The organism is Rhodococcus sp. MT28 (assembly GCF_058792695.1).
Window position 1 is genome coordinate 1 of the sequence record NZ_JBXAFD010000011.1, and the last position, 26,951, is coordinate 26,951.

Genomic DNA, 26,951 nt, shown 5'->3' on the forward strand with positions numbered 1-26,951 from the left:
GCGCAGTTGCTGCACGATCGTCGAATTCCTGCACGCGTACGACGTATCCTCAACGTCGAAAGTGGTTACAACGACGGAATAGTCGCACCGATTTTCGTCGTAGCGTTGGCCTTGGTCGACCACAATTACTCCGAGGACGGTGTGTGGAACGCGATCGCCGACGGCGTCGAATCGACGTTGATCGCCGGCGCAGTCGGGACCGCTGTCGGTGTCGGTGGCGCACGGCTGGCTCGGTGGGCACAAGACCGTGCTCTGACAACTTCCCAAGGTATGCGGATCGCTGTCGTCCTGCTTCCGGTACTCGCCTACAGCGGTGCCACCGTCTCCTCGGCCAACGGCTTCATCGCCGCTTTTGTCTGCGGCGTCACTTTCCACGCCGCACGCAATGCCAAGACGATCGATGCCTCTGAACTCGAGTTGGCCGAGGACGTGGCAACGCTGAGCAGTATGGCGATGTGGTTTCTTTTCGGAGCGACAGTGTCCTACTTGGTAGCAATCGGTTTACCGGGCTGGCAGGAGTTCGTCTTCGTACTCGCAGCATTGACGATCATCAGGGTAGTTCCTGTGGCCCTGTCGCTGATCGGTTCAGATCTGCCGAGACCAGACCGTCAGACCATTGCCCTTCTAGGGCCGCGCGGCACAGCTTCCATAGTCTTCGGTCTACTCGCATGGCGCAGGGTCACCACCACCGACGCCTCCGACGTCGAACTAGACGCAGGATCACTTGTCCTCTACGTGATGGTTGCGACCGTACTGGGAAGTGTTCTTGTGCACGGGTTTACCGCCGAACGGTTTGGTGCACGCTACGCTCGCCACGCAAGAGATGCAGAGAAGAAATAGTAGCGGATCCTACTTCTGGCCCCGCGATTCCTATCTAGGCGACGCACACCACACCCAATATTTTGCGAGTGGCTGCACGTGCGGTCTGTTTGAGGGTGCGGTTGTCGAACCGATCTCGTGGAAATTGGTATGGGAATGCTGGAGCCCAGGAGCCTTGACGTGTCGATTCACCATGTTCTTGTGCCGACGAGATGGTCCTGTCTCGAATTTGGTGGTGCGGTTTTAGCCAGTTTTCTGGGCAACATCGAGCCCAATTGCGTGCGCCCAGAGCCGTGTTAGCGTGGAGATCGCCACGTCCTCGTCGAAGTCGACACCGTGGATGTACCACATCTGGGTGAAATGTTCGACCATGCCGCCGAGTGCGGACGCCGCAATTTTGGCATCGAGTTCGGAGCCGATGATGCCTGACTCTTGCAGCCGACGAATTCCCATTTCATTGCGCCGTACGAAGAGATCGCGGAGTTGTAATTTCAAATCACGAAAGGTCGGGTCCCGGATCGCCATTTCGTCTATCACGGCAATCAGCCAGGCATTGCGTCCGGCAGCTGAAAAATATTGCCTATTTGCTGCCTCAATCCGTGCAATTGGATCGTCGGGGACATCTCGCCCCATTTGCGAGGCGCTGAACATCTCCCCCGCCACTGTAGTAAACAATTCGTGCAGCACTGCCTCTTTCGTTTCAAAATAGTGATAAAAGGTTCCATAAGATGTGCCGGACCGCTCCGCGATATCCGAAATCCGGGTTTCACGAAACCCTCGTTCCTCAAAAAGCTCACGGGAAGCGGCCACTAAAGCCCCCCGCGTCCGACGCCCTCGTTGAGTGGTTGGTGTTTCTTGCACGACAGGCCGACTCGGAGGCGGTGAGGTGACCGCCTCGATGGTCAGCTTGTTGTCGCTGTGAGGCGTCATTTGGTGCAACCCTCCAGGAAGGTCCGTATCGGATCAAGTATCACGCATTTCACATCCATATTACAGGGCTATTTTTCCGCGCACCGCATCCAGTAGTGCGACCTTCTTGATCTTCCCGGACGGGGTGAGGGGGAGCGAGTCCACGACGTGAAATTGAGCGGGGATCTTGTATCGCGCGAGTTTTTCCCCACATCGGGCGCGTACTGCTTCGATATTGACATCGCCATTTTGGGTCGCGACGATGTAGGCGTGACCTACTTCTCCGTAGATTGCGTCGGGAACCCCCACCACAGCGCACATCGCCACCGCAGGGTCTGCGGCAATGACGTTTTCGATTTCAACGGGGTAGACGTTGTATCCGCTTCGGACGTACATTTCTTTTCTCCGCCCGCACAGTTCAATTCGACCATCAGGACGTTGAACCGCCATGTCGCCAGATACCAGCCATCCGCCTGGTAGGAAGGCGCGCTCGGATTCCATGGGGTTTTCCCAATAGCCGCTGGCAACGCATCCGCCGCGGATGTGTAGCTCTCCCTGCTGCCCGAACGGGAGTGGTTGGTGGGCGTCGCCGGCTATCCGGATCTCGAAATCGCCAATTGCGACTCCGAGTGTCTCGACAAGAGTGTCCAGGTCGTCATTGGCTGCGGAAATGATACATCCGCCAGAGGTTTCGGAAAGGCCGTACAGGTTCGACAAGCGGGCGCCTTGGAAGGTGTCGAGAATTCTTCTGCCCATTGCCGGCTCGACGTTGGAGCCGCCGATGATGCAGGTACGGACAGAAGTGATATCCGCCGCGGGAAATTCCGGCAAGTCCATCATCATCGTGTACATGGTCGGCACGCCGATGAAGATCGTGACCTTCCGGAGGTCAACGGCTTCCAACGCAAGTTTGGGACTGTATCGGGGCAGGACGACGATTCGACCGTGTGTGAGCATGGTGGCGGCGACGGTACAGGTCATTCCTCCGACGTGGTTGAAGGGCATGTGGCCGATTGCGACGTCGTCACAGCTCAGGCTGAGGTGTTCAGCCTGAGCGCTGGCGGAGGCGAGAATGCTCGCGTGAGTGAGGGTGGCACCTTTCGGGTCGCCGGTGGTCCCGGAGGTGTACAAGATGACTGCCGGATCATCCGGCTCCACCACTGCTTCGAAGTCCGCGAGATCCGCAACTGCGCCGGGCAACAGGAGGTCTTCCCACCGATGACTACCGGCGAATCCTCCCTCACCGAGAAAGACGTAGTGACGGACTGTGGGGATCCGCTGGCGTAGGTTCTGGACGAAATCGACGAAGTCGAACTCGCCGTCCTGCTTCGAGCAGACGAGCATGACAGCTCCGGACTGGTTGAGCATGTAGTCGAATTCGCGCTCGCGATACGCGACGTTCAGGGTGACCAGGATTGCACCGATCTTCGTGACGGCGAACCAAGTGATGAGCCACTGGGCCGAGTTCGGCGCGGCTATGGCGATTCGGTCACCTTGTCGAATTCCTGTGGCTACCAGTCCCATAGCGAGCTCATCGACTGCGTGGGAAAACTCGCTGTACGTCCAGTCCCTGTCCGGGCACAGAAGATAGGATGCGTCAGGACCCGACGATGCATCCTTGAGGAGTCCGGGAAGAGTTGCGATCTGTGGGGCGATCGCGCAGCCAGGTTGGTCGTCGTTGTCCATGAGGGTTCTTCCTCTTCCATGTTGGGGTCGATGCAGCCGCTGTATGTGTCTCCGGATGGGTGTGTCTGCGCAGACGAAACTCAGAGTTCTCGGATTCGTAGCTGTCCGTTCAGCCGGACAATTCTCAGCGTCAAGATCATGGAACGAGATCGGGGTAGATGGCCCTGGAGGGCCGAAATCGCGTGAACTCGTAAGTTGCCACCCCATCGCGAGCGAAAGGGTCGTTCTGCATCAGGGCACGGATTTCCTCCTCGCTGTCGCCGTGGGCGATGATCAACCCTCCGGTGAAGGGTTGTCGAGGACCGGATGCGACGAATCGCCCCTGGTTATAGCAATGATCGACGAAAGCCAGGTGTTCGGTGACTACCGCTTCGCTAAGGTCGACGGTCCGTGTATAAGTGCTCGAAATAATGAACATGGACTCTTCTCTCCCCATAGCGATATCAGCGGGCCGCGGCCTGGATATGCGCGAACTCGAAACCCTCGAAGTCGTCACTGGCGCTCTTCTGGATTTCCTGGAAGTACCCGGCGGCTCCACCGAAGTAAAAAAGAACGCGCCGTGGTTTACCTGGGATGTTGGCGCCGAGATACCAACTGTTGACGGATGCCCCGCTGGGCAGCAATGTCATGTTGAAGATTTCCTCCACATGCGAGGTCCACTTCTGGGTGGCATCGGCGCTCGGCTGCATGCGGTCGTATCCGCGTTCCTTCATGTGCGTCAGGGCCAACCCGAGCCACTCGACGACTTTTTCGATGACGACCGGGATATTTGCGTATGCGCTCTGTGGGCCGCAGATCATGAACATGTTGGGGAATCCGGGGGCGCCGATGCCCAGGTAGGTTTCCGGTCCGGCGGCCCAGCATTCGGAGAGCTTGATTCCCTGTTCGCCTCGGATGTCGATGTTGTTCAGGGCTCCGGTGACAGCGTCGAATCCGGTAGCGAAAATGATGACGTCGAACTCGTAGTCGTGATCGCGGGTGCGCAACCCGGTAGAAATGACGGACTCGATCGGATTGCTGCGGATGTCGACGAGATTGACGTTCTCACGGTTGAAGGTCTCGTAGTAGTTCGTACCCGAGGGCGGCCGTTTGGAGACATAGGGGTACCCGCGGGGGGTGAGTAGTTCTGCAGTGCGGGGGTCTTCGACGGTCTCGTGGATCTTCTTTCGGATGAATTCCGCCGCCGCATCGTTCGATCGCTGGTCAAGGATGAGGTCGTCGAAAGTCTCGAATACAAAATGGAAGCCACCGTTCTGCCATCCTTCTTCGAAGATACGATCGCGTTCGGCATCGGTATCGACATCGTCGAACATCCGGCCGGCAGGATCCATGGGGAAGCCGAAGACATGGCTTCGCGCTTTGGCCCAGACCTTGGCGTAGTCCGACTTGATCCTGCGCCGGAACTCCTCATCGAGATCGTGATTTTGTGCTGGCATCACATAATTCGGAGTGCGCTGGAAAACGGTCAAGTGGTCGGCGGCGGCGGCGACATGCGGGATGGTCTGGATTCCAGAGGCGCCCGTTCCCACTACAGCAACCCGCTTGCCGGTGAAGTCCACTTTCTCCTTCGGCCATCGGGAGGTCAGGTAGACCTCGCCGTTGAAGCCGTCCACCCCTTCGTACGGGGGTTCTTGGGGAACGGACAGGTGACCGAGGCCTGTGAAGAAGTAGGTGCAGGTGAAGTGTTTGCCATCGCCAGTGGCAATCGTCCATTTGTTGTCAGCCTCGTCGTAGGTGGCAGCTATGACACGTTGACCGAAGCGGATATCTCGGCGGATGTCGAAGCGGTCGGCGACGAATTTTATGTAGCTCTGCACTTCTTCCTGGCCGGGGTAGCGCTCGGACCAGTTCCATTCCTGTTCAACTTCGGGGAACGGGAAGCAGTACGACCAGCTTTCGCTGTCGGTTCGTGCGCCCGGATACCGGTTCCAGTACCAGGTTCCTCCGATGTCGGTTCCTGCTTCGAGCGCGATCGCGGACATTCCGAGTTTGCGCAGTTCGATCAGCATTCGGACTCCAGCGAAACCAGCGCCGATGACCAATGCGTCGGTGTGGTTGTACTCGGTGGCCGCCGGTGCCTGTTCTTGACTGGACATCCAGTTCACTCCTCGACTCGTATCGTTTCGTTCGTACATGACAGTGCTGTGGGTTGACAGGCCGCGAGGCCTCAATTCAATCCGAGACGCCGACGAAGCCATGTGCCCGCAGCATTGATGGAGTGGTCGGCTTCGGGAGCACGACCGGCCATAAAGGTGAAAACGTGTTGCTGGTCGGGGGCGATGCTGAAGTCGACGCTGACGCCTGCCCGTTCAGCTCGTTCGGCGAGCCGCTCGGCATCGCTGAGCAGGGCTTCCGCGTCGCCAGCGGTGACGAAGAGCGGCGGCAGGCCGGTGAAGTTTGCGTACAAAGGGTTTGCCAGTGGGTCGGTGGCTGAGCCACTGGCGCCCAGGAACATCTGCGACATCATTGTCACGACGTCCCTGCTGATGAGTGCGTCGGTGGCGGCGTTGGACTCGAGGGTCTTCCCACGATGTTCCATGTCCAGCCACGGGGAGAATGTGATGATCGCGGCGGGAAGCGCCTCCCCGAGGTCGCGCAGTTTGAGCACGGTGGTGATCGCCATGTTGCCGCCGGCGGAGTCCCCGGCTGTTGCCAGGCCCTCGGAGGGGAATCCTTGTGTACGTAGCCACCTGTACGCGGCGATTGCGTCATCGATCTGCGCGGGAAACGGGTGCTCCGGAGCCAGCCGATAGTCGAGGATCAGTGTACGGACACCGGCGGCCTTCGCCAGATGTGCTGCCATTTTGCGATGGCTGGCCGCGGTGTTGCCGATGAATCCTCCGCCGTGGGTATAGAGGATGGCTCGGTCTGTCGGAGCTCCGACGGGAAGAGCCCACAGCCCATGCACTTCCCCGGCCTCCACCTCGGCGTATGTGACGTCCTCCGGTTCCTTCGCGTTGACGGCGAGTTCTTCGAATATCGATCGCATCGCGGTCAGGCTCATTTCCGGATTAGCGGCCAGCCTCTCGGTGATCGACTGGAAGTGCGCTTTCAACACTTCCGATTCAGCACTGGACATCTGAGTCCTCCTTGACGCGTGTGTGAGCGATCCGACCTCGGGGCGTGGTGGGAAAACCGATTGCCGCCAGAGCGGTGCATCTTCCGAAGCCAGGGACCTGAGTTCCAGTCCATTACCTGACCCAACGTGATGGTAGTCACATCTTGATTGGTGAGTCAACTGTCAATGTCAAACGGCTATTCAGATTGTCAAATATTTCGATTTTTACAGGTTGAACACCCTAAATCCATACTTGACTGACGAATCAGATTAGTGTTTCATCGAAGGCGATACCGACAATCACGTACCAAATGAGTCGAGTCTGGGCTCCGCGTCGGACCAGACAACCGCCCCACGAACTCGCCGGACCATGCCCTGCTCATGGGTGCGCAGTTACGTCCGTCGGAGACATCGGATGCGTTTCCAATTGCCAACCTCTCGCGGCATCACCACACGTTCTCCACGAGTCTGATCGAGGTGCACCAATGACGACCATTTCCACACGACTCGATTCCGGGTCCGAGCAGTTTCTGCTCGATCGCCAGACGATGCTCGACGCCCTGAAACCACTTGAGTCCCTGGCGAACCGCGTACTCGAAGCCGGCGGAGCCAAAACCGTCGAACGCCATCGGTCCCGAGGGAAGATGCTCCCGCGCGAAAGGGTCGATCTCCTACTCGACGAAGACGCCCCGTTCCTCGAACTCTCCTGTTACGCAGGCGCCCATGACCCTGACGAGCAGCCCGGCGGGCGGCTCATCACCGGCATCGGCCCTGTCTCCGGAGCGGAATGCATGATCATCGCCAACCAATCAACGGTCAAAGGCGGCTCACTCAACCCCGACGCGGTCACCAAACAGCTTCGGGCACTCGAAATTGCCGAACGGAATCGCCTGCCCGTAATCACCCTGGTCGAATCCGGCGGCGCTGACCTCCCCCGCCAAGCCGACATCTTCGTTCCCGGCGGCCAGACGTTTCGGGAGCTCACCCGCCTCACCGCAGCCGGAATCCCCACAATATCTCTAGTTTTCGGTAGTTCGACCGCCGGCGGCGCCTACCTGCCGGGAATGAGTCAATACACCGTGCTCGTCAAGGAGGCCGCCTCGGTGTACCTCGGCGGCCCGCCTCTGGTGAAGATGGCTATCAACGAAGACATCGACGACGAATCACTCGGCGGCGCAGAGATGCATGCACGGGTCTCGGGCCTGGCCGATTACCTCGCCCACGACGAACGCGATGCCCTGCGGCTGGGCCGGCAGATCGTATCGGCTCTGCAGTGGACCAAAGCCGGCCCGGGCCCGTCCGTACCAGCCGATGCCCCCCTCTACGACCAGGAAGAATTACTGGGCTGCGCGGCCGCCGACACCAAACGCCCCGTCGAGGTCCGTGAAATCCTTGCTCGGACACTGGACGGCTCCCGTTTCGACGAGTTCAAACCTCTCTTCGGCACCCAACTCGTGACCGGATGGGGTTCGATCGCCGGCTATCCCATCGGCGTTCTAGCCAACAACGGCATTCTGTTCTCCGACGAAGCGAACAAGGGCGCCCATTTCATTCAGCTCGCCAACACCCGTAATATCCCTCTCCTTTTCGTGCAAAACATCACCGGATTCATGGTCGGCTCCGCCGCCGAACGGGGCGGCATCATCAAGGACGGCGCCAAACTGATCAACGCCGTCTCGAATTCGACCGTCCCACATCTGACCCTCATGATCGGCGCCTCGTACGGCGCCGGAAATTACGCGATGTCCGGTCGTGCATATGACCCGCGTTTTGTCTTCACCTGGCCAAATCACCACATTGCCGTCATGGGTGGCACCCAGCTCGGAGGTGTCATGTCGATTATCAGAAAAGTCGCGGCGCAACGCTCCGGCTCGACGTTCAGCGATGCCGACGACGTCCAGGTACGCCGCGACATCGAAAAGATGATCGACCGCCAGTCGGGGGCGGTATACGCAACCGGTCGGGTGTGGGACGACGGGGTAATTGATCCCCGCGACACGCGCACCGTTCTCGGCTTGGCCCTCTCCGCTACTCATTCCGCACCCGTGACCGGCACGTCCCGGTTCGCCACCTTCCGAATGTGAGAAGCTCGTGAATCACCGTTCGATCAACACACTGCTCATAGCCAATCGCGGGGAAATCGCACGACGCGTCATCCGGACGGCCCGCGTGCTGGGAATCCGCACAGTTGCGGTGTACTCCGATCCCGACTCCCGGTCACCGCACGTATTCGATGCCGACTTCGCTGTCCCGATCGGCGGCGCAAGCAGCGCCGAGTCGTATCTGGTGTGGGAGAAGATCCTCGAGGCTGCCCGCCGGACGGGCGCGGATGCCATCCATCCCGGGTACGGATTTCTCTCCGAGAACGCCGAATTCGCCGAAGCATGTGAGTCCGCCGGCATTCTCTTCGTCGGGCCTAGCCCTGACTCGATTCGCGAAATGGGCCTCAAGGACCGGGCGAAGCAGTGGGCACGCAAAGCGGACGTCCCAGTCCTCCCGGACGCAGTCATCACCGGAGACGACACCGAGGCATGGCAAATCGCTGCTGCCGGTGTCGGTTTCCCGCTCTTGGTCAAGGCCGTTGCGGGCGGCGGTGGCAAGGGCATGCGCTTGATCGAATGCGCCGACGACGTGGTCGAATCGATAGCCTCGGCCCGCCGCGAAGGCGCCAACCTGTTCGGCAATTCCACGGTATTCCTCGAGCGATATCTGAAGTTCTCTCGACACATCGAAATTCAGGTTTTCGGCGACCACCACGGCAGCGCAGTACATCTGGGGGAACGGGAGTGCTCCATCCAGCGCCGCCATCAAAAAGTCCTCGAGGAAGCACCTTCATCCGTCGTCACCGACGAGATGCGCGAGAAGATGGGCTCGACAGCGGTGTCCTTGGTCCGTGAACTCGGATATGTCGGTGCCGGCACCGTCGAATTTCTCTTCGACGACGAAACGGGAGGCTTCTACTTCCTCGAAATGAACACCCGACTTCAGGTCGAACATCCAGTTACCGAGGAAGTTACAGGCCGGGATCTCGTGGCACTACAGCTGCGGGTCGCCCGCGGCGAACCTCTCGGATTCAGGCAGAGCGAGGTCCGCATCGCCGGGCACGCGATCGAGGTTCGCCTCTACGCAGAAGACCCCGCCAACGGCTACGTGCCCACCCCCGGAACTTTGCACCACTACACACACCCTGTGAGACCAGGTATCCGATACGAGGACGGTGTCTCCGCGCCTGCCGAAATCTCACCCTTCTACGACCCGATGATCGCGAAGATCATCTCCTACGCCGACAACCGCGCTGACGCGGCCTCCGCGCTGGCCTCCGCGATCGATGCCACACAGATCCACGGAGTGAAGACGAACCGTGATTTCCTGTCCTCCTTGCTACGCGATCCCGATTATCTAGCCGGAAAAACTCGCACCGACTTCCTCGAACACCGCCGGCACCTGCTCGATCCGCCGATGGCAACTGCCTGGCCCGTTCACCTGGCCGCCGCGATAGCCGTCTCGACCGCTCGGCGTGCCGATACCGATCCCGTCCGTGGACATGCCCGTCCCGGATTCCGACCCCTCGCCGCCAAACTGTTGACCCGTGCAACCTGGTACCGGGCGACCACCGAAGATGCGCTTCAGATCGGGTACAGACTCGGGTCCTGGGGCGGGGACACCGACCTGTTACTCGACGTCGACGGCGAGCTTCACGATTTCGCCCTCCGCGACCTCGACGACCACTCTGTGCGGATCCACTACGCAGGGGTGGACTATCCCTGTACCGTGCGGACGCACCCGGACGGCTCTGTATGGGTCAACGACGCCCGCAGCCAGTCCGGGTGGCTACCGCAGTCGCGGCTGCCAGATCCAGGTAAGGCGACCGCAGCGGCACGCGGTCCGATCAACGAGATCCCAGGAACAGTCGTCGACATCGCCGTCAACGTCGGTGACAGGGTGACCGCCGGCCAGAAGCTGGTTGTCATCGAGGCCATGAAGATGGAGCACCCGGCCACCGCAGCCATCGACGGAACGGTCGAGCAGATTCACGTCACAGTCGGACAGTACGTCACTGCGCATAGCATCCTGATCACCTTGGCGGCGGGAGAACAACCGTGAGCACCCCCCATTCACTACGAATCGCCAACTGTTCCGGTTTCTTCGGCGACCGCCTCGCTGCCGCACACGAAATGGTCGACGGAGGAGCCATCGACGTCCTGACCGGAGACTGGCTCGCAGAGCTCACCATGGGAGTCCTGGTCAAACAACGCAATCGTGCCCGCGATGCCGGCTTCGCTCGGACATTCGTTCACCAGCTCGACGAGGTACTCGCTACCTGCCTGGACCGGGATATCAAGATCATCTCGAACGCGGGCGGTCTCAACCCGCACGCCTGCGCCGCGCAGATCGTCGACATCGCCGAACGCATCGGTCGGACTGTCCGAATTGCCGTGGTTGACGGTGACGATGCCACCCAGGCATTCAGCGACGCCCGCCGAAGTGGTTGGGACGCTCCCCATCTCGATACCGGTCAATCGTTCTCCGAGTTGGGTCAGGACCCCGAGGTCGTGAACGCATACTTGGGGGGCTGGGGAATCAAGGAAGCCCTCGACGCCGGTGCCGATGTGGTGATCACCGGCCGGGTGACCGACGCCGCGATCATCCTCGGCCCCGCTGCATGGCATTTCGGCTGGTCCCGCACGGACTGGGACCCGCTCGCCGGTGCTGTCGCCGCCGGGCATGTGATCGAGTGCGGCGCCCAAGCCACTGGCGGGAACTTCTCCTTCTTCGGCGAGGTTGCCGAAATGGATCACGTCGGCTTTCCCATCGCCGAGATCTCCGCTGACGGCTCCTCGGTCATCACCAAACACCAGGGCACCGGCGGACAAGTCACCGTCGAGACAGTGACTGCGCAGTTGCTCTACGAAATCGACGGGCCCCAGTACGCCAATCCTGACGTGATCGCTCGTCTCGATACCATCCGACTCGAACAACTCGGCACCGATCGCGTCCAGATATCAAGTGTACGAGGAGAACCCGCCCCGGCTACTGTCAAGGTCGGCGCATTGGTTTCCGGTGGCTGGCGTAACGAGGTGACCTTCGTGCTCACCGGAACGAACATCGACGCCAAGGCCGATCTCGCCCAGCGCGCGTTGTGGGCGACGATCCCAGGAGGACAGCATTCCTTCCGACATGTCGTCACGCGCGTCTTGCGTGCTGACCGGCCCGATCCTTCAACGATGACCGAAGCCGTCGCCCTGTTGACGATCGCTGTGACCGATCCTTCTCGGGAAAAGGTCCACGCTTTTCCTCGCGCTGCTATCGAGACCGGCCTGGCCAGCTACCCCGGCCTGTACTTCACCGCACCTCCCACGCCCGGAAGCGAAATTACTGTATTCTGGCCCACCTTGATGGCCGCTGAGATCTTTCCCCAGCGGATTACCCTGTCGGGGAACATCATCGAAGTGCCTCCGGCCCCGACCTCACCCGACGCTTCACCCATCGCTCCGCCGACCTCGACACCAGTAGAGCCCATCCCCGGCCCGACAGCCCGACTTCCGCTGGGCACTGTTCTCGGTGCCCGATCCGGAGACAAGGCAGGCAACGCGACACTGGGTGTGTGGGCCCGCAGCGACGACGCCCACCGATGGCTTCGCTCGTGGTGGACCGAAGACACCCTGCGCGACATGATCCCTGAGGCAGCGGACTGCAACCTGCGAATGTGGGAGCTGCCGCATCTACGTGCCTGCGGAGTGACCATCGTGGGGCTGCTCGGGCGCGGGGTGGCCGCCAACCTCGACCTCGACTCCCAGGGCAAAGGGCTTGGAGAGTACCTGCGCGCCAAACACCTCGACATCCCCACCGCGTTGTTGCCGCCGCTCGAGGCACAGACACCGGCCAACCTCATTGCCACCGAAGCGGTGTGAAGGGTATGCACACTCTCCACACCACCACCCGCCTAGCGCACCTCACCGTCGATCGCGGAGTCTCCACAATCACACTCGACTCACCACACAACCGCAACGCACTGTCCGCACCGCTCCGAACACAGTTGCTTCAACTTCTCGAGAAAGCGCTCGCCGACAAATCGACACGCGCGATCGTATTGGCCCACACCGGACCGACGTTCTGCGCCGGCGCCGACCTGAAAGAGGCCCGCAATGCGGACACCACCAGATCCGCTGAGGAACTCGCCGCACTCCTCCACAATCTGATGACGTCGGAGAAACCAGTGGTTGCTCGCCTCACTGGCCCCGCCCGCGCCGGAGGCATCGGACTCATCGCCGCCTGCGACTTCGCGATCGCAGCAGACACCGTCACCTTCGCATTCCCTGAGGTACGGATCGGAGTAATCCCGTCGATGATCTCAATACCGCTGCGGCTGCGTGTACAGCCCTCAGCACTGCACCGGCTGTTCTTGACCGGAGAAACATTCGACGCGCGCTATGCAGCAAACATCGGCCTGGTCAGTGCGGTGGTCTCGGAAACACATCTCGACAGCACAGTCACCGAGCTCACCGATTCCCTCCAACTCGGCGCGCCCCAGGCCCTCACCGGCGTCAAACAACTTCTATCCCCGCCGGCGGAAATCTTGTCAGACCAGTTCGAGCAGATGCAGGCCCTCACCGCCCGCTATTTTGCCTCACCAGAAGCACGAGAAAGGATCCGCGCCTTTGCCGAAACGCCCTCCAACGTGACCCCGTCCGCCACACTCACATTTAGCGAAACATTCTGCCAAAGAATGGAATCAACGGAGATCTGACCGAGATACCTAGATCCGCCTGATCTCCCTCAAACAATAGCGCCACCGATTCGAGGCGACCTATTCAGCCATTCGGCCAAGACTCCAATCGCTACTACCGACTCGTCCAATCCAGGAGGTATTCCCGTGTCCACCGACAAGAACAAAGAAATCGTTTTGAACGCATGCGCCTACATCAGCGAACGCAACTTTCCCGCCCTCTTCGATCTCATCGACGATGAAGGATCGTGGACGCTACCGAACCGGCCAGACCGCTTCCAGTACGGCGGCCGAAACGACAAGGCCGGAACCAAAGCACTCCTCGAAGGATTCCTCAAGCCGTTCACCGACTTCCGATTCGACGTACTCACCATCACCGCGGAAGACGACCGAGTAGTCGTCGAAGCCACCACCCACGGCACAGGGCCGGGAAAAGCAACGTATAACAACAACTACCTCATCATGTTCAAACTTCGGAACGGAAAATTGGTGGAAGTGACAGAATCACTGGACCCGTTCCAAGTCCTTGCATACGTCGAACAGCTTCCTGCCTCCTAGTCCGCCCCAGGCGAACCAACAAGGCTGCACCGACGGAAATCCTCCACCGGGTGGGGGAGCCAGCGCTCGTTGTCTCCCCCACCACGCTCGCGCCGTCCTCGATCAAATCTATTCCACGGCAGATCATCCCGCAGCCATTGTCACCCCAGATGGGGACTCGCACCCCGGGGGTCGACTTCTCTGACCCTGTTGATGCGGTAGAACTTCTACCGTGCATCGGTTGCAACCGAACTTTTGCCTAGACCAGCCTTCTGTTCAACAGCGAGTTGCTCAACAGTACCGGATCGTCCACCACACGCCGGAAACCCACTCAACCCACATCGAAACCCTGTGTGATCAACTTGCTTGCGACAGAACTACTTACAGGACGTAGCCCACTTTTCGCACCCTATCTACTAAGCAACGTCCTTAACACGGAGGGCAGCGAGCATCTCGACCTGACGCTCGCGCCCAACAGTCTCATACCCGATCACCGTCACAAATGGCGCCAGCATTATCAACATCAGTGACATCGCAAACGGCGCTCCGATCACCGCAACTGCGACCGCCGAGACGAGAACTACCGCCGTAGTCGCAATCAATATGAGGTGGAGACGATCCCCCGACGACATCAACGCCGCGTGCAACGAGTACACGATCGCCAGGTACAAGGCAACGGGCACCGCCAGCGAAAGCACCACCGCCACCCCGCCGAGAACGCTGTGATGCTCGAGGTACAAGCCAGCAACGTGCAGGCCCGCCCCAGCCCCCGCCGTCCCGATGAACAGCGGGATGTGGCCGTATCCGAACAGATAACCGCGCCCGCGTCGACGCTCGAGCATCTCTCCGAACGGTGTGATGAAATACGCCCACCACAAGCCGAAGGTAAGGCCGACCCCCGCCACCACAACGGCGATGGTATTTACGGTCCATGTCATCCCGTCCGATCCCCCCAGCAATCCCGCCGACGACGCGACAGTGCCGACGACGCCCTCGCCGAGAGTGATGATGGCAAACAGTCCGTACCTTTCCGCGACATGATGCGGATGCCAGGGCGTGCCGCCCGCAGCACCTTGAGCGATTACGGGCAACAAGAGTTCCAGGGAACCGATCACGAAAAGCAGAGGAATGAGGACACCGTTCGGCAGTCCGGTGAAGGCGACAACCACCCAACCAACCTGAGCAATCACTATCCACCGGATGTTTGCCCATGCAGTGACTCTGTACTCGGTTGACGAGCGAGCAGCACGCCACCATTGGAGCACCATCGCCAACCGCATCACCACGTAACCCACGACCATGAGACGCATTTCGAGGTGTTCTCCGACCTCGACGGAGTGGAACATCGGCGGGATTCCCAACGCGAACACCACAACGCCGATCATCTGAATCATCGTCAGAGTGCGGTACAGCCAGTCATCGGTGTCGAATGCTGATCCGAACCAACTGAAGCTGATCCAGGCCACGCAGATTGCAAACATCGCCAGAACAAAGGCCGCCGTCGCCGAGAACACATGTCCTGCCGAGAGCATCTCGGCGAATTGCGACGCGGCAGTGCCGACCGCGACCACGAACGTCAAGTCGAACAACAACTCCAACGGAGACGAAGCACGCCCTTGCTCACTCGGGTCGCGGCCGGTCATAGCGATCAGACGCGACCGCATACCCTCCGCCTGCCCACTGCATAAATCGTCGGTACTCATTGTTGTCCTATTCCGTCGTTCGTCTTCTGCGGAGAAGTACGCCCGCCCTCGTCGGTATTCCTGATCGGCGGCCGACTCGAGGGCGCAACGGGTCAAGGCGTAATCCGGGGGTCCGTTCATTTGTGTTCGGGCCGTCCCGCGTTCTCGACACCGTTGATGCCAGACGCTCGCCCCAAAATTGTTGCAGTTCCGGGAATTGCGCATATATCTGTGAAAACTGGAATGTGGTCGGGTCCTCTCCGAATGCGAGCCCGACACCGCCGTACCGCTACTATCTCGATCGCGACCCGGGTTTCAGTATGACCATCAGACGCCCGCGGGGAACTGTGGGAAGTGAAGGTAGGCGTTGTGATTCGCATCCGCTGAGCTGAGCGTGCGCGCCGATTCCAGCTTGGGCAGCTATCGGTCGGCGCGGCCGAGCACGAGGCCACCTACGGCCGCGACGACAGATGCGGGAAGGAAGTTGGCCACCAGGATCGGAAGTTCCTCAGCCGCGGAGTAACCCTCGTGTACGCCCCATGCCATGTTTGCGATCGTCGTGATCGCCCACATACCCACAAATGCACCTGCTGCCCGGCGCACGCCAATTGCGGGGCTTCGTGCTCCGGCCGCCAGGAAGACCAAAGCTAGTAGAATGCCCACAGAAATTATCACCATAGTTCGCATGGTCACACTGTGACACACATTGCGCGAGATCGCCGAAAATCCTTTAACTACAGCATGTTACGGTCATCAACACGAATGAAACGTTAGTGTCCTGGCCGCCCTTTGGGTGGCCAGGACACTAACGCAACGGCCCTTTCGGTGAGCGTCTACGTGCACGCATCGAGAGGTGCAGGGCGAACTGTCACACAGTGGAACATCCGTCCCCGAATATGTCGTGTGCGCCCTCAGGCCCGAATGCTCATCTTCAACACCTTGTTTGCATCGGCAGTGAAGGTGAAGGTGCTCGGTCCGTTAAATCCATTGCCGCCCACTTGCGCGACGAGGACCACCCCGGAGCCCGTGACAGCGACATCTCGGACCTCCAAAGTGACTTGCTTGCCAAGGAACTCGGCATCACTCCATGCCCGGATCTCGTCTCGCCCGGTAAATTCGCGGCCCCAGTCGTCGACTATGCCGTCGAAAGTGAAGGCATCGAGAAAACACTCGACATCACCCGCGTTGGTGGCATCGATCAAGCGAGCAATAGGAGCGGACACTGTCTCGGTCATCGGATTACGCCTTCCCTGGCCCTGTCCTGGGCCTGTTGGATATTCGGATCCAAGTCAGCGGGTGGTGTAGCCGCCGTTGGCGAAGAGAGTCTGACCGGTGATCCACCATCCCTCGTCAGCGAGGAACCGGACGATCGGCGCGATGTCTTCGATCTGCGTGAGCTGATTCTTCATTGCCTGTGACTTGTGGAACTCCACTCGCTCCGGCGTTTCCTGACCGTAGAAGAAGGGGGTGTCCATCGGGCCGGGGGCAATGCTGTTCACCGAGATTCCGCGGGCGCCGAACTCTTTGGACGCAGCACGGGTGAAGTGCTCGACCGGGCTCTTACCACCTGCGTACGTCGAGTAGCCGTCGGTGAACGCCGCCAACAACGCGGTTACGATCGTGATGATCTTACCGTCGTCGTTGAGCCGTTTGCCAGCCTCCTTGATGAAGAAATAGGCAGCTTTCGCGTTGATATCGAGCATCGAGTCATACTCTGCTTCAGAGGTTTCCAGGATCGGCTTGCGCAGAACCTTACCTGCGGTGTTCACCGCGATGTCAACGCTGCCGAAAGCATCGATCGCGGTGTCGAACAACTTCTCCACGTTCGACACCTGTGTCAGATCCGCCTGAACCTTGACCGCTTTGGCGCCTGCGGCCTCGACTGCGGCGATAGTCCTGTCGGCGTCCGCTTCACTGCTGCCACTGTTGTAGTGCACTGCAACATTGACACCCTGCCCGGCCAACGTCGTACTGATCAAGCCGCCGAGGTTCTTGGCACCTCCGGCCACAATCGCGGACTTGCCCTGCAACGAATTCGACATATCTGGTCCCGTCCTTCGAGGTCGTGTGTACGCGAAGAGATCATCCTGACCGCCACACGCTATCTTACTTCAAAGTAAGATCGCTGATAATTTACTGAATACCTACAGTCGCCGTCACGAGATGTCGCGATGCAGGCCGACCCAACCGCGCTGGGTCATGACTCCAGGCGTCGAGTCCAGTTCACGCTACAGTGAGTACGCACAAGCCAAAAGCATCGCTTATTGGTGTTTCGACAACTATTGCTTGTGCTTACCTGGAATCGAAGGAGTGGTACGTGAGTGACATCGACGATCCATCAGAAACTGCCCGTGCCGCAAGTTCGATCGATTTTCGTCGTCTCTCGCAATTCGTCGCCGTTGCCGACAGCGGAAGCCTCACCCGGGCAGCACATTCGTTGTTCATGACACAACAAGCGATGAGTGCGGCGATGCGTCAACTCGAGAAGCAGATCGGCACAGCACTTTTCGCCCCTCACGGCCGCAGCCTCGTCCTCACCCCCGCCGGACACAAGCTTCGAGAAGGAGCACCCACTTTGCTCGCCGCAGCGGAAGCGCTCGCCACAGCTACGCGCCAAGCCGCACACGAGCGGGTACCAGCGTTCGTCGTAGCGCATACTCCCGCTATCACCGCCGAAGAAGCCTTCCATCTGATCACACCGGTTCGCCTTGCCTCGCCGAAAGTTTCCATCACGGTGCGACAAATGTTCCTCGATGACATCGAACGAGGATTGTTCGATCACACAGTGGACGTCGGACTGCGCCGGGGCGTGAGTACACCGTCCGATCTTGCTGCCGCTGTCCTCGGATACAACGAACTCCGCATTGCTGTCGACGCATCACATCCGCTCGCAGAACGTCCGGACCTCGCGCTTGCGGACATCGCGGATTACACCTTGATCGTCTGGGCACCGCCCATGCATTCCTTCTATACCGACTTCCTCATTTCATCGTGCCGTCGGGCAGGATTCGAACCCACACACACCGTGAACCCCATTCAAGGAACACCACCGGTCACAGCCGTCGCGGGAAACGACTACGTAGCCCTGGTCACCGCCACGCCCGGCCCAGCACTCGAAGGAAGGGTCGTCGTAAAGAGCTTGACCGACGCCCCCAAGGTACCGATGCAAGCAATCTGGCTGCCGCACACCATCTCCCAACCCCGCAATGCACTTCTGGAGACTCGGCCCGGACCGTTCACTCAGCCGATTTGACCCACGACGGTTCGCTCGGCGAACCCTGGCGCAAAGTTTCACCGTTGTGACGCTCATACCCGTCACAGGCGTCGTTGGCCCAAGAGGGCAAGGCTCAACCCTGACTACGTCCCGAGCTAAGGCTTCGGCTCCAGCAAATGTGCTATCGCTCCCACGATCCCACTGAAGACGAATTCTGATGCCAGTTGACCTCTGATGTCGTTGCCTGGCTCCTCGGTGAGTATCGATTGCCGGGCTCCGTAGATGCATGCGCCGACGGAGTATGCGGCAATCTCACGGGCGCGAGCGTTCGCATCGTGATGTCCTGCAGCGACGAGCGTTTGGCAGATCCGGATGGCATTACGTTCGACGACGGTATCGATAAATTCGGTGTGCCGTCCGAGCGGGCCGCCGGTATCGAACATCAGCCGAAAGCCGTCGGGGCGTTGGTCGGCGTAGTCGAAGAACGCTTGCACATGAGCGCGAATCTCGCTGCGGTTGGAGAGATCCGTCGCCGAATCGTAGGCTCGAAAAAGAAAGGTCTCCGCATGACGGAGTTCACGGTCGAGACAGGCGTTGAAGAGTCCTTGCTTGTCGGTGAAGTGCTTGTAGAGCGTGGGTTTGGTGGTGCCCGCGACAGCGGCGAGCCTATTTACCGTTGCAGCATCGAACCCCTCGTTCGCGAAGACGGTAGTGGCAGCGACAAGTATGTCGACGACGGCAATCTGAGTGCGTCCATGGCGACGGGGCGCCGGACTCCGCTCGTTGGTGGTGGCGTTCATCACTCGCGACTCTACTGACTTTCTGCCGATCCTCAATATCGGATTTACCGTTCGGTATATCTGTGGTAGACAGTACTCCCGTCAGCGAGTGTGATTCACGTCATCAAGGAAGCGGTGTTCGGCTTGTCATATCTTCGGCAGACAGTAGGAGCTCTTTTCCTCGCGGGCGCAGTGTTCGGGACGGGCGTGGCGCCGGCGCTCGCCACCGCCGATAGCGAACCCTCGACTGCGACCAGACATGAATGTTCGGCGCCCCCGTCGGCGCCCGACGGGTTCGAGCATGCCCGCCCAGAGCAAGTGGAGATGGACGGAGCTGCATTACAACGCGCAATCGACTTCGCCACCTCGCGTATGCGCACCAACATCCAGGTTTTTCGGTACAACTGCCTCGTCGGCGAGGGCCCGTTCAACGACATATCCGGAAACATCCCAGGAAACCTGATGAGTGGCACCAAAAGCGTCGTTTCGATGATCGCCGGTGTTGCGGTGACCCACGGGCTTCTCGACGTCGAAGCACCCATCGGCAACTACTTGCCCGAGGACGAAGGTGACACTGCGCACCGCGCGATCACGGTTCGAAGCCTGCTGACGCAAAGCTCGGGTCTCGACCAAGCAATCCTGTCAGAGGCGTTTCCCAGCCTCCTTGATATGACGGTCAATGCGCCGAAGACTGCGCTCGACGCGCCGATCCTTCATCCTCAAGGCGAAAGATTCCAATACTCACAACTCGGTCCAGACCTGCTCGGGTACGTACTGCAAAATGCGGTCGGAGAGGACTTGCAGAGCTTCGCACAAAGAGAATTGTTCGATCCGATCGGGATTGCTCCGAACGACTATTACTGGGCCCGCGATCGAACTGGGCACACCTACGGATTCGCGCTGTTGTTCTTGCCGCCCAACGATTTCGCGCGGCTGGGAATGCTGATGGCGAACAACGGGTCCTGGAATGGACGTGAGGTGATCTCAGCGGACTACATCGCCGCGCTGCGCGAACCTTCCGCCTCCAACCCGTGTTACGGATTTCTGTTCTGGCTGAACAAGACACCCTGCACGGGCCCCAGCGTTCCATCGACGAAGACAACAGACGTCGCACCGATGGCGGGCCTTCCCGACGACGGATACGCCATGGTCGGCTTCCTGCAGCAGAACAACTTCATCATCCCGAGCTTAGGACTCCAGGTCACATGGACAGGTCTTCTCGGTGACGTTTCGCCGGATCCCAGCACTGTATTGAGCGCCTCACTCGCCAGCGAGCTGTACTCGAATTTTTTCAATGCGTTGAGCGCGGCGCTGCCCCAGGAGGGCCTTATGGTTCCGCCGTACGTCCCGCAGATGAATCTCGACCTCGACCCGGACGGTCTGTTCGACATCGACATCTCCTCCCATGCACTCGGGCTCGGTCCGAACTCCGACGAAGCGGCACGCTCGCCGCTGTCCGCAGCGCCTCCTGGCTGCGTGCTGCTCGTGTGCGCCCCCATCAGCCCGCAGACGCCCCATCGAATCGGACAATAGCCCAAACAACCTTTCGCTGTGCATCCCGTTCTGGCGGCAAGTTTCTGTATTCAATGCCCATCGACGTCACCCACGACCGGAACGACGACAGTCCGTGTCGTAGGTGGTCACCCATGATGACGTCGAACGCATTTGAACGCCCAGACCTTCTATCTATATCTCGCTAGTTACCTTGCAGTTAGCCACCTCTCATGCGACAAAAAGACAGGGCGGTGACAGCGTTGGACTCGACAACAGAACGGCGTCCAGTTGCCGAATCGGCAGCACTGCTCGCTCCTGGGCCGGCATCGCGCTCACCGCTTGACCTGCATCGAGTCACGCAGTTCGCGACAGTTGCCAAGCATCTGAACATCACCAGGGCGGCGAGCGAGCTCTACCTCACACAGCAAGCGGTGAGTGCGTCGATCAAATCCCTCGAACGGGACCTCGGGGTTAACCTGTTCACGAGAGCAGGAAAACGCCTCGAACTCACCTCGTCGGGTATCGTCCTCCGCGAGGGAGCCGCACCCCTTCTGGATGCAGCATCCGCGCTCACTCGACGAATCCACGCCGCCCAGACATCACAAAAGCAGCCGCTGACAGTAGCGTTCACCTCCGAGGTCATCGCCGATGACCTCGCCGACCTCAGCATCACCGCAGTGGAGGTTCTACCTGAAACAGCGATCGTCCTGCGGCAGATCGCATTCGAAGAACTCCACACCGAACTGCGCAGCGGCCGAGCCGACATCGCACTGACCCGAAGCAGAGCCGACGACGACCATCTGGCGTCGACGGTCATCGCACGAACTCCCATCACCGTCGCACTTGCCCGCGAGCACCGCCTTGCCGACTGCGACGGCATCGCTTTCAGCGAACTCGCCAACGACACCCTCATACTTCCCCGCGACGTCAACAGCCCCCATGCGCATTTCCTAGTCGCGATCTGTCACCAAGCGGGGCTCGAACCTTCCACCGCGACAGCAAACTTCCAAGGCATCACTCCGACCGCTGCGGTCATCGGAACCCCTTACTACGCACTCGTCACGGCCGCCCCCGGCCTCTATCATCGCGGACAAGTCGCAGTCATCACCGCTTCTCCGGCACCGCTCGCGCCACTGCAGGCACACTGGCTTCCCCACACACACAATCCACTACGACGCACACTCCTCGACGCTCACCGTGCCCGCCACAACAACGCCGAATCTTTCGGCTCGACCATCCCCTCCCGATGAGCACTGTGAACGAGAAGCACCACATGGGTCGATGATCGCTTGGTCTGATTTCATCGCCCAGACGTCGTCGGTCGCTGCATGCGATGCCCCCTCCTATGGGCGCCGTGATCGGGGCGCCGCTGAGAGAGTCACGCCGCGACGCGATTGCGACATAATTGCTCTGCGCGAATCAGATATGACCGATAAGGACACCACAGCCCCGCCTATGATCGCCGTCGGAACCCGAGTGCGACTTGCCTTGGACTCCAATGACTTCCGCGGGTGTGAGAACCAGCGCCACGAAGCGGTCGTAATCGAAGAATATGCGAACATGGCGATGGATCCGAACTCTGTGGGGCTGGCGACTGAGCCTTCTCAAACGACGACAGGCTCTTCTAACGACCAGAGTCACCGTAACTTGAGCGCTAGTATTGCTCTCTGCGTACGCCAATCGGGACCCCGATAATCGCTTCCAAAATTCCCGAGGAGTGGAATACGCTGGTCGCGTATGTGAAAGTTCGGGTCGATGGCTCCGACCCCGACCCCGACCCCGACCATCGGGCCGTACCACGCTGCAACCTGCACTCGTGCCGTTTACCGCGAATACGCCGGAAGACCGCCAACCGAGATCGAAGCGGCCCTCCTCCGAGTCGTCCGCGGCTGATTAACGCGAAAGAATTGACCTTCACTCTTTACAACGCCATTGGTGATCGCCCTTTACCTACCGGCCACGAGGAAGGGCGATCCGAGACTGAGGACCTGCATGGTCTCGCTCGCACAGAATCCGGTTGACGCTGAGCGGTTTACGGCGCGCGACAAAAGTGCGCCAGCCCCGGAACTCCGCACGCAGTTCACCGAAATCAACTCCACAACCGTTGCCTGTGCTCCAAGAAATAGTCCAATCTTCGGCGACGCGTTCGTGACAGTCCGAGCACAGACGGTGCAGCCGCGCGAGTCGGTGAATGCCTTAGCACCGTTCGGCGGTACACCCGACGCTCCGGATCACGGTATGGAGACGCTGCTTGAGATCGCAGACGCTGTTATGCACCAGGCGAAACGCAAAGGGAAAACGGAACCATCGGGTGGCAAGTGATCGCTGCGGAGGACCGCCCGCAGCTCTCGGTGGGTCCTCCAGACCCGGCGGCCACTAGGTGGGACGAAGTTGACGGCGCCGCCCGTGCTCCCACGCACTCAGAGGAACCGGACAGTTCACGCGCCGCGTGCACAAGCTTCGCGTAAGCCGGCTCCGAGGAGCCCCCGCCTACCTTCCGTACGCGGTAACTGAGTTCGCCCACCCGAATATCGGGACTTCAGCCCTCCCCGACACTAGAACAGCAAAGGACTTTTCCCTTTGCGCCCGTCGCGGTCTCACGAACTCTAGCGACGTCGAGGAGAAGAACCACTGCGGCATTCCCGCAGACAATGATCGTTCGGAAAGATTCCCTCGCCTATTCTAGCGGTTCTTTGTTCAGATGCCCTTGTACTCGAGGACCGAACCGATGACCCGTTCCTGTTGTTCGGACGTGAGCATGGGCCACAGCGGCAGTCGAAGGATCGACGCGGAGAACTCGGCGCTACGCACACACGGCTGCGGTGTTCGTCCGTAGCGCACACCGGCCGCACTCGTATCGAGCGGAATGTAGTGGAACGGCGCCACGATTCCGTCGGCGGCAAGATGCCGAATCAAGCCGTCGCGGCTCTCTTCGGTAGGCATCTTGAGATAGAACAGGTGCGCGGTGTGCTCGCGATCATCGGGAACCGCCATGGGAACGACACCGTTCTCGGACGCCCACTCGCCCAGACTCACGCTGTAGGCATCCCAGACGCGATGCCTGGCCGCCTGAATCGCGTCGAACTCCGAGAGTTGTGCGTCGAGGACAGCGGCATTGAGTTCACTGGGCAGATAACTCGACCCGATGTCCTGCCACGAATACTTGTCGACCTGGCCGCGCAGGAAACGCGCACGGTCGGTCCCCTTCTCACGGATGATTTCGGCGCGGGTCATCAACTGATCGTCGGAGAGCAACAGCGCGCCACCCTCACCGCAGTGAACGTTCTTGGTGTCGTGAAAACTCTGCGTACCGATAGTTCCGATGGTGCCGAGCGCCCGCCCGCGCCACTTTCCGCCGAGCCCGTGAGCGTTGTCTTCGATCAACGCGACACCGTGGAGTTCCGCGAGGTCGAGGAGAGGTTCCATGTCGGCGGCGACTCCGCCGTAATGCATGACCAGTACAGCTTTCGTGCGTTCCGTGATCGCCGCTGCGACGCAGTCGGGATCGATATTGCCGGTACTCGGATCGATGTCGACGAAAACAACAATGGCACCGCGCAACGCGACGGCGGTTGCCGCCGAACTGAACGCGAAGCTCGGAACGATTACCTCGTCGCCCGGGCCCAATTCGAGTAGCAGCGCACCCAATTCGAGTGCGTGCGTGCACGAGGTGGTCAGCAGAGCATGCGTGGATCCGGTGATCGCTTTGAGTGCTGCAGTCGCGGACTTGGTGAAACGTCCGTCACCGTGAATGTGATCGGACTCCAGAACCGTTGCCAGATTCGACAATTCGTTCGATGCCCGATAGGGGCGGGAGAAGATGATGCGATCAGTGCTCACAACAACCTACCAAGGAAAGGATACGATCGCGCGGAAAGCCATGCATCCCAGCCGAAGCCTTCGGCGTGTTGAGTGAGCTAGAAATGAACGACTCCGACCACTTGCTGGACGATTCGCAACATTTCCACCGGCAGGGTGAACAACGGTTTGACAACAACAGCCTGAAAAACTTCTGTGCTCGACACGCGAGACTCCTTGTCCGGGTACCACTACTGGCGCCCATTCGATTGCAATTATTGATCCTCCCGGGGGGAGGAATGGGGAATTCGTCACGCATCCGACAAACAGTCAAGTGCTCAACAAGGTCAACATGATCACCGACGCGTTCAGGAGTTCCGCCCCAGATAATGGTACTGCTCACTTACCCCTGTCTATCCCTTCCTTCTCGTTGACCACGAATTTCTCGCATACATGCCGGGCCCTGTGAACATGAGCGCCGCGCCTCGCCTCCGAGCACGCAAACACGCGGTTCACGCGCTTTCGGTCACCGCTAGCCGAAAGCTCTCCCGAAGTAACCGACAACGTGAAACCATTGCGCTGGCGGGATCTCAAGCCGATCGTGGCACAACACGGCCGACTCCGATCACACTGTCGGAACCGCTACTCTCCAACTCGCGCAGAAGCTCCCGAACCTCGCTCAACCGGTAGCGCCGATGCCCGCCCGACGTCGTCATCGTGCCGATCTTGCCGGCGCGTGCCCATCGCACGACAGTGCCCGAATTGACACCGAACATCGCCGCAACCTGGCCGGACGTCAGCCTCTGCTCGACAATGGGCCTCTCAAATGACTCCATGACTCTCAGCTTCCTGACAACAGTCTCCGGCGTGCAAAAAATGGGATACCTGGCGTGCACCTCGTGCGAGTCAGGCTCACCCGCTTGGCAGTTCGGCTCGTCGACCATGCGCGGGCAGTGGTCGAATCCGTTCGGCATTGAGTTCTCTGCTCGGCCAGGCCCGCACCACCCTGCATTTGTTCACCGAAGCCCGCTCGCAGCAACAGCCCTCATCAGCACATCGGTGGGAATGTGGTGGCCGGACGGCTGTCAGTCGCATGGCTCGCGAGGTCAGCCGGGATAAACGCCGGCCACTAGTGCTCCCTTGAGCGTGGTCGAATCGATCTCGGTGAAGGTATCAGTGTCGTAGGCGGTCAAGACCGTGTCGAGATTCAACGGCGCCGCCGCGTACGCGTTCAACAATCCGTATGCGTCGACGGCGTCATGGAGGAAAGGAAGTTCGGGTACATTGCCCAAAACTCCTGAGGTCCCGTCAACGGAACTGACGTAAGTCTTGTCGCCCTCCGCCGAGAACCCCACGTACACGGGCGTGTTCTCGGTTGGGATCGTCCGGTTCGGCTCTCCCGTCTCGGTGTCGATGACGATGATTTCTTTGCCGAAGTAGTTGCACAGCCACAGTTCTTTCCCGTCCGGACTCAATGTCGCCGAGAGGGGGCCGTCGGTCAGCTCCATCGGCAGCACCTTTCTCACGGTCCAGCTCCGTGCGTCGATGGTGGTCAAGCCAGAGAAGAAGTTGACTGCATAGATGGTGTTGCCGTCGGCGCTGACTGCCCCCCAACCTGGCACAAACCCACCCAAAAAAAGTGGCGGCGCCAACGGTGCCCCGGTGACGGCGTCGTACTTCGTGATGGTTCCTGCGGTGGAGAACGCGTACATCGTCGAATCGTCGGGAGACAACTCGAGGTGCGCCGGCGCAGGCGGCAACGCGATGGGCAACGTCCGCACGATCTGCAGCGACTGGGTGTCGATCACGTGCACTACCGATGCCCCGGTCGGTACGAACAGGTATCGCCCGTCGTGCGAGAGAATCGAGACGGCGTATGCCGGTCCGAGAGTTGGGATGCGGCTGATCACCGATTCCGTTTTCATGTCGATCACCGACACGTTCCAACTCAACGGCCCGAAGTTTCCCACGAACATTCTGGACTGATCCGGCAACATCTTGATCACCAGCGGGTGATCACCGACGGAAGGGATCTCCTTGACCTTGTCGAGGGTGTCCGGATCGAACCCGACTACCGAATTCGCGCCGTAGTTCGGCATCCAGATCAGTCCGTCCGGACCGCTCGTGCTTCCTGATATCGACGGGTTGGCTTGTGCGGCAACAGGAAAAGTCAGGATTGCACCGACCGTCACGGCGGCCGCCAACAGACGGGTCACCGTCGATCGTTGGGTCTTCTTCGATGGCATGG

General features: G+C 60.0%; 23 protein-coding genes. 10 read left to right on the plus strand and 13 right to left on the minus strand.

The annotated features are described in order from the left end of the window. Nucleotides 1–840 (plus strand): cation:proton antiporter domain-containing protein (locus AC1Q6C_RS28330; RefSeq protein ID WP_492666921.1); only part of this gene is annotated, 840 nt, incomplete at its 5' end. Between the two features lie 222 nt (nt 841–1,062). Here AC1Q6C_RS28330 and AC1Q6C_RS28335 read toward each other — a convergent pair. The 5 genes from AC1Q6C_RS28335 to AC1Q6C_RS28355 all read right to left on the minus strand — a co-directional run bounded on the left by AC1Q6C_RS28335 (nt 1,063) and on the right by AC1Q6C_RS28355 (nt 6,493). Next, the gene (locus tag AC1Q6C_RS28335; RefSeq protein ID WP_019749942.1) at nt 1,063–1,749 is read right to left on the minus strand and encodes a TetR/AcrR family transcriptional regulator; all 687 of its coding nucleotides are present in this window, start codon (nt 1,747–1,749) and stop codon (nt 1,063–1,065) included. A 60-nt stretch (nt 1,750–1,809) separates the two neighbouring features. Beyond that, nucleotides 1,810–3,414, minus strand: coding sequence for a class I adenylate-forming enzyme family protein (locus AC1Q6C_RS28340; RefSeq protein ID WP_019749943.1), 1,605 nt, complete (start codon nt 3,412–3,414; stop codon nt 1,810–1,812). A 136-nt stretch (nt 3,415–3,550) separates the two neighbouring features. Then, on the minus strand, nt 3,551–3,850 hold the full coding sequence (locus AC1Q6C_RS28345) for a YciI family protein (RefSeq protein WP_019749944.1): 300 nt from the start codon (nt 3,848–3,850) through the stop codon (nt 3,551–3,553). A gap of 7 nt (nt 3,851–3,857) precedes the next feature. After that, complete coding sequence (locus AC1Q6C_RS28350; protein WP_037134878.1) at nt 3,858–5,510, minus strand: flavin-containing monooxygenase; 1,653 nt, start codon at nt 5,508–5,510, stop codon at nt 3,858–3,860. Between the two features lie 71 nt (nt 5,511–5,581). Continuing rightward, the gene (locus tag AC1Q6C_RS28355) at nt 5,582–6,493 is read right to left on the minus strand and encodes an alpha/beta hydrolase (RefSeq protein WP_019749946.1); all 912 of its coding nucleotides are present in this window, start codon (nt 6,491–6,493) and stop codon (nt 5,582–5,584) included. A 464-nt stretch (nt 6,494–6,957) separates the two neighbouring features. On the opposite strand from AC1Q6C_RS28355, the gene AC1Q6C_RS28360 reads away from it, so the two are divergent. The 5 genes from AC1Q6C_RS28360 to AC1Q6C_RS28380 all read left to right on the plus strand — a co-directional run bounded on the left by AC1Q6C_RS28360 (nt 6,958) and on the right by AC1Q6C_RS28380 (nt 13,757). Further along, nucleotides 6,958–8,556 (plus strand): acyl-CoA carboxylase subunit beta, encoded by a 1,599-nt coding sequence (locus AC1Q6C_RS28360; RefSeq protein WP_019749947.1) that lies wholly within the window; start codon nt 6,958–6,960, stop codon nt 8,554–8,556. Between the two features lie 7 nt (nt 8,557–8,563). Continuing rightward, a complete protein-coding gene (locus AC1Q6C_RS28365; protein ID WP_080910990.1) occupies nt 8,564–10,576 on the plus strand; it encodes an acetyl/propionyl/methylcrotonyl-CoA carboxylase subunit alpha in 2,013 nt (670 codons plus the stop codon). Beyond that, on the plus strand, nt 10,573–12,384 hold the full coding sequence (locus AC1Q6C_RS28370) for an acyclic terpene utilization AtuA family protein (protein WP_080910991.1): 1,812 nt from the start codon (nt 10,573–10,575) through the stop codon (nt 12,382–12,384). Before AC1Q6C_RS28365 ends, AC1Q6C_RS28370 begins: the two co-directional genes overlap by 4 nt. Nucleotides 12,385–12,389: 5 nt before the next feature. After that, nucleotides 12,390–13,220: an enoyl-CoA hydratase-related protein gene (locus AC1Q6C_RS28375; RefSeq protein WP_019749949.1), complete on the plus strand. Its 831-nt coding sequence runs from the start codon at nt 12,390–12,392 to the stop codon at nt 13,218–13,220. A gap of 126 nt (nt 13,221–13,346) precedes the next feature. Further along, nucleotides 13,347–13,757, plus strand: a complete 411-nt coding sequence (locus AC1Q6C_RS28380) for a nuclear transport factor 2 family protein (RefSeq protein ID WP_019749950.1) — start codon at nt 13,347–13,349, stop codon at nt 13,755–13,757. Between the two features lie 395 nt (nt 13,758–14,152). Here the strand turns inward: AC1Q6C_RS28380 and AC1Q6C_RS28385 are convergent, their stop codons facing one another. The 4 genes from AC1Q6C_RS28385 to AC1Q6C_RS28400 form a co-directional block, all read right to left on the minus strand. After that, entirely contained in the window at nt 14,153–15,439 is a 1,287-nt protein-coding gene (locus AC1Q6C_RS28385) for a low temperature requirement protein A (protein ID WP_241896171.1), read from the minus strand. Nucleotides 15,440–15,838: 399 nt separating this feature from the next. Further along, nucleotides 15,839–16,081 (minus strand): hypothetical protein, encoded by a 243-nt coding sequence (locus tag AC1Q6C_RS28390; RefSeq protein WP_241896172.1) that lies wholly within the window; start codon nt 16,079–16,081, stop codon nt 15,839–15,841. A 248-nt stretch (nt 16,082–16,329) separates the two neighbouring features. Next, the gene (locus AC1Q6C_RS28395) at nt 16,330–16,653 is read right to left on the minus strand and encodes a nuclear transport factor 2 family protein (RefSeq protein WP_029538874.1); all 324 of its coding nucleotides are present in this window, start codon (nt 16,651–16,653) and stop codon (nt 16,330–16,332) included. Between the two features lie 54 nt (nt 16,654–16,707). Then, nucleotides 16,708–17,460, minus strand: coding sequence for an SDR family oxidoreductase (locus AC1Q6C_RS28400; RefSeq protein ID WP_019749954.1), 753 nt, complete (start codon nt 17,458–17,460; stop codon nt 16,708–16,710). Nucleotides 17,461–17,735: 275 nt separating this feature from the next. Between AC1Q6C_RS28400 and AC1Q6C_RS28405 the strand changes: the two genes are divergently transcribed. Further along, nucleotides 17,736–18,671, plus strand: coding sequence for a LysR family transcriptional regulator (locus tag AC1Q6C_RS28405; RefSeq protein WP_492666922.1), 936 nt, complete (start codon nt 17,736–17,738; stop codon nt 18,669–18,671). A gap of 116 nt (nt 18,672–18,787) precedes the next feature. Here the strand turns inward: AC1Q6C_RS28405 and AC1Q6C_RS28410 are convergent, their stop codons facing one another. Further along, on the minus strand, nt 18,788–19,432 hold the full coding sequence (locus AC1Q6C_RS28410) for a TetR/AcrR family transcriptional regulator (protein WP_019749956.1): 645 nt from the start codon (nt 19,430–19,432) through the stop codon (nt 18,788–18,790). A gap of 90 nt (nt 19,433–19,522) precedes the next feature. Here AC1Q6C_RS28410 and AC1Q6C_RS28415 point away from each other — a divergent pair, with 90 nt between their 5' ends. From AC1Q6C_RS28415 to AC1Q6C_RS28425, 3 genes are all read left to right on the plus strand, one after another. Further along, nucleotides 19,523–20,944: a serine hydrolase domain-containing protein gene (locus AC1Q6C_RS28415; protein WP_019749957.1), complete on the plus strand. Its 1,422-nt coding sequence runs from the start codon at nt 19,523–19,525 to the stop codon at nt 20,942–20,944. A gap of 212 nt (nt 20,945–21,156) precedes the next feature. Next, nucleotides 21,157–22,155: a LysR family transcriptional regulator gene (locus AC1Q6C_RS28420; protein ID WP_019749958.1), complete on the plus strand. Its 999-nt coding sequence runs from the start codon at nt 21,157–21,159 to the stop codon at nt 22,153–22,155. Between the two features lie 742 nt (nt 22,156–22,897). Further along, nucleotides 22,898–23,227, plus strand: coding sequence for a hypothetical protein (locus AC1Q6C_RS28425; protein ID WP_037134843.1), 330 nt, complete (start codon nt 22,898–22,900; stop codon nt 23,225–23,227). Between the two features lie 375 nt (nt 23,228–23,602). Here AC1Q6C_RS28425 and rffA read toward each other — a convergent pair whose 3' ends face one another. The 3 genes from rffA to AC1Q6C_RS28440 form a co-directional block, all read right to left on the minus strand. Beyond that, complete coding sequence (gene rffA / locus AC1Q6C_RS28430) at nt 23,603–24,745, minus strand: dTDP-4-amino-4,6-dideoxygalactose transaminase (RefSeq protein WP_492666923.1); 1,143 nt, start codon at nt 24,743–24,745, stop codon at nt 23,603–23,605. 548 nt (nt 24,746–25,293) lie between these two features. Further along, the gene (locus tag AC1Q6C_RS28435) at nt 25,294–25,539 is read right to left on the minus strand and encodes a helix-turn-helix domain-containing protein (protein WP_051119249.1); all 246 of its coding nucleotides are present in this window, start codon (nt 25,537–25,539) and stop codon (nt 25,294–25,296) included. Nucleotides 25,540–25,809: 270 nt separating this feature from the next. Then, nucleotides 25,810–26,949 (minus strand): beta-propeller fold lactonase family protein, encoded by a 1,140-nt coding sequence (locus AC1Q6C_RS28440; protein ID WP_125461316.1) that lies wholly within the window; start codon nt 26,947–26,949, stop codon nt 25,810–25,812. Between the last annotated feature and the right edge of the window lie 2 nt (nt 26,950–26,951).

Bases quoted from the DNA above. Each gene is read 5' to 3' on its own strand.
- AC1Q6C_RS28425 (WP_037134843.1), top strand. From the start codon at position 22,898: ATGGTCTCGCTCGCACAGAATCCGGTTGACGCTGAGCGGTTTACGGCG.
- AC1Q6C_RS28375 (WP_019749949.1), top strand. From the start codon at position 12,390: ATGCACACTCTCCACACCACCACCCGCCTAGCGCACCTCACCGTCGAT.
- AC1Q6C_RS28400 (WP_019749954.1), bottom strand. From the start codon at position 17,460: ATGTCGAATTCGTTGCAGGGCAAGTCCGCGATTGTGGCCGGAGGTGCC.
- AC1Q6C_RS28340 (WP_019749943.1), bottom strand. From the start codon at position 3,414: ATGGACAACGACGACCAACCTGGCTGCGCGATCGCCCCACAGATCGCA.
- AC1Q6C_RS28335 (WP_019749942.1), bottom strand. From the start codon at position 1,749: ATGACGCCTCACAGCGACAACAAGCTGACCATCGAGGCGGTCACCTCA.
- AC1Q6C_RS28385 (WP_241896171.1), bottom strand. From the start codon at position 15,439: ATGAGTACCGACGATTTATGCAGTGGGCAGGCGGAGGGTATGCGGTCG.
- AC1Q6C_RS28410 (WP_019749956.1), bottom strand. From the start codon at position 19,432: ATGAACGCCACCACCAACGAGCGGAGTCCGGCGCCCCGTCGCCATGGA.
- AC1Q6C_RS28355 (WP_019749946.1), bottom strand. From the start codon at position 6,493: ATGTCCAGTGCTGAATCGGAAGTGTTGAAAGCGCACTTCCAGTCGATC.
- AC1Q6C_RS28345 (WP_019749944.1), bottom strand. From the start codon at position 3,850: ATGGGGAGAGAAGAGTCCATGTTCATTATTTCGAGCACTTATACACGG.
- AC1Q6C_RS28395 (WP_029538874.1), bottom strand. From the start codon at position 16,653: ATGACCGAGACAGTGTCCGCTCCTATTGCTCGCTTGATCGATGCCACC.
- AC1Q6C_RS28435 (WP_051119249.1), bottom strand. From the start codon at position 25,539: ATGGAGTCATTTGAGAGGCCCATTGTCGAGCAGAGGCTGACGTCCGGC.
- AC1Q6C_RS28440 (WP_125461316.1), bottom strand. From the start codon at position 26,949: ATGCCATCGAAGAAGACCCAACGATCGACGGTGACCCGTCTGTTGGCG.
- AC1Q6C_RS28350 (WP_037134878.1), bottom strand. From the start codon at position 5,510: ATGTCCAGTCAAGAACAGGCACCGGCGGCCACCGAGTACAACCACACC.
- AC1Q6C_RS28360 (WP_019749947.1), top strand. From the start codon at position 6,958: ATGACGACCATTTCCACACGACTCGATTCCGGGTCCGAGCAGTTTCTG.